Below are 2,266 nucleotides of genomic sequence, written 5' to 3'. Positions count from 1 at the left end.
AAATAAACGAACAACTAGACATCTATTTGAGTTTGACATTGAAGATGTCCGATTAGCTCTTAAGCACTTTGTTTTTAGTGGTGGACATCAAGCAATTCGTAAGCCTCAAGGATGGTTAATTGGCTGCTTACGTGAGTGTTATTGGGCGGATAAATCGCTTAATTTATCTGGATTTATCGAAATTTTAAAATCTTGGTTCCCTAGTAACCTCCCAAGGGATTACTAGGGAATAACTGCATAAAAAAACTGCTCCTTCAGGAGCAGCGACCATTAATTTCCAGTTTGATTATGAACCAACCTACACTTTTTGATTTAGAAGCTTTTACTAATTTTTCACTGCCTACCCCTGTTTACGATCCGTTCTGGGATGAAATCGAAACTGCTCCCGAACACACTCTACAAGTTCTGGAGCAAGTAACATCAAGCACTCTAAATACTGATACTATTGTTCGGGAGCAAAAACTAGACCCTATAGAATCTGCTCCCGAACAAGTATGTGTTCGGGAGCAAGTAACACCAGGCACTCTAAATACTGATACTATTGTTCGGGAGCAAAAACTAGACCCTATAGAATCTGCTCCCGAACACACTCATTGGGTTGAGGAGTACTGGGTCAAGCGCTGCGGCAAGAAACACAAATATTACCGCTACTGTTGGATGCATGGGCGGAAGATTCAGCACCGCCACATCGGCGGTGGCAACGTGCGATCGCCCTTGAGCAATGAAAATAAACTAGCTGTAGAAATTGCCATCAGTGACGGACACTCACCCTGTGAGATTGAAAAGTTAATCCGTCAGCAGTGTGGGAGAGGGCGATCGCATTTCTGAACCGTCGCAGTTCATCCCAGCGCCGACTCGTAACTGAACCAGTACTGCTGTACTGATTGGGGTGAAACTGGGCAATTCTTGATTCTACAAAAGAGTCGATAGCCCGCAAAATCATCTGTTGATCCATAACGTGACCAGAGTCAATAGCATAGGCGTATTCTAAAATTTGTTCTGCAAGTGCGACTGGTACGCGGATAGTCTGAGTTTTCCCGTGGTTCCAAGCTGGCGGGAAGCTGGTACTGTTTTGTCCTGGTCTGAGCATTGCCTATTTTTTGAAAGGCCTGTGTCAAGGCAGGATACAGCGTTTTTTACTTAATTGCAATTGCTATTCCCCAATGCTCAATCATGAAAAATGCGATTGCACTCTGGTTGAAAGTGCGATCGCAGTTTGTGCTGAAACATAATATCTATTAGCTTCACCACCTTATCCGCCCCGGCTGCGATTTGTCACAGATTGGGGTAAACCTGATCAACTTCATCCCATGCCTGATTTGCAAGATTCTCCAGTGCCATAGCCAAATACAAAGGATGGTCGTATTCCCCCTTTTGTAAGCGCTCGAAGAATATCTCAATTTGCAGGAATAGGAGATTGGGGTTCATAGAGCGTTGATAGCTCCCTTAACGCGATCGCTATCAATTTCCACATACCGCTCTAAGGATTTAAAATCCTGGTGTCCAGTAATCTGCTTGATTGTGTACAAGTCGGTTCCGTTGCGGTGCAGCTTCGTTATAAATGTCCGGCGGGTGCTGTGGGTGCTGATGCCCTTAACCACTAAACCGGCTCGGTCAACAGCTTTACGTAAAATCGCGTCTGCCCAGCGGCTGGTAATTGGTTTATCCCCGGCTCGGTTAGGAAATAACCACGGTAAATCAGTATCAATTTTGTACGACAATAGCGATTCGGCAAGAATAGGATGTACCGGAACTTGACGAGTTTTCCGCTTTCCATCAGGTGTGGCCTTACGACTTCTGGCTCGAAAATTGATATATTCTCGCGGGCTTGAATCTGGATTATAAACATCTTCGACTTGCAACTTCACTAAAGCCCCCCACCTTTCCCCGGTGTACCACGCCAAGTCTAGAAGAAGTTTGTATTTTTGGCTTTTTATCTGGTTACGGATCTTAGAATATTCCATGTTAGATAAAATAGCCGCTTGACCATTGCGGTTATTTTTCATTCTCTTTTGTTGATATAAATGTTCTGGTTTAACCACTGCAACTGGTTAAACCGGAACATTTTTAATTTGGACTATTAGTAAAAACTGGGTTAATCCTAATCACTGCAAGGATTACACGACATCCGTAAATATTCTTGTTTTACATAAAAGAGGAATATTTACAATTTCTTTGCCAAGAAATACAACGGATTTATTCACTTCACTAAAATTCGCTTTGCTTTATGGCAGAACCAACTTTGCAACAAATTTTCGGCGCAAAC

General features: G+C 43.2%; 5 protein-coding genes. 2 read left to right on the top strand and 3 right to left on the bottom strand.

What is annotated here, in order from left to right:
* Together LC574_RS36525 and LC574_RS36520 are read left to right on the top strand one after the other, a co-directional pair.
* Positions 1–226: hypothetical protein (locus LC574_RS36525; RefSeq protein WP_229458499.1), on the top strand; the 226-nt coding region annotated here is incomplete at its 5' end.
* Between the two features lie 62 nt (positions 227–288).
* Positions 289–828 carry a hypothetical protein gene (locus LC574_RS36520; RefSeq protein ID WP_229458497.1) on the top strand — a complete coding sequence of 180 codons (540 nt, stop codon included), beginning with the start codon at positions 289–291 and terminating at the stop codon, positions 826–828.
* Here the strand turns inward: LC574_RS36520 and LC574_RS36515 are convergent.
* The 3 genes from LC574_RS36515 to LC574_RS36505 all read right to left on the bottom strand — a co-directional run bounded on the left by LC574_RS36515 (position 752) and on the right by LC574_RS36505 (position 2,006).
* Positions 752–1,090 carry a hypothetical protein gene (locus LC574_RS36515; protein WP_229458496.1) on the bottom strand — a complete coding sequence of 113 codons (339 nt, stop codon included), beginning with the start codon at positions 1,088–1,090 and terminating at the stop codon, positions 752–754. The genes LC574_RS36520 and LC574_RS36515 overlap by 77 nt on opposite strands.
* 185 nt (positions 1,091–1,275) lie before the next feature.
* Positions 1,276–1,428 (bottom strand): hypothetical protein, encoded by a 153-nt coding sequence (locus tag LC574_RS36510; RefSeq protein ID WP_229458495.1) that lies wholly within the window; start codon positions 1,426–1,428, stop codon positions 1,276–1,278.
* Positions 1,425–2,006: a site-specific integrase gene (locus tag LC574_RS36505; RefSeq protein WP_229458494.1), complete on the bottom strand. Its 582-nt coding sequence runs from the start codon at positions 2,004–2,006 to the stop codon at positions 1,425–1,427. The genes LC574_RS36510 and LC574_RS36505 overlap by 4 nt, the downstream gene beginning before the upstream one ends.
* Between the last annotated feature and the right edge of the window lie 260 nt (positions 2,007–2,266).

Origin of the sequence: Nostoc sp. CHAB 5715 (genome assembly GCF_020829685.1) — a bacterium.
GTDB lineage: Bacteria > Cyanobacteriota > Cyanobacteriia > Cyanobacteriales > Nostocaceae > Nostoc.
This window is presented reverse-complemented; position numbering and strand designations above follow the sequence as displayed.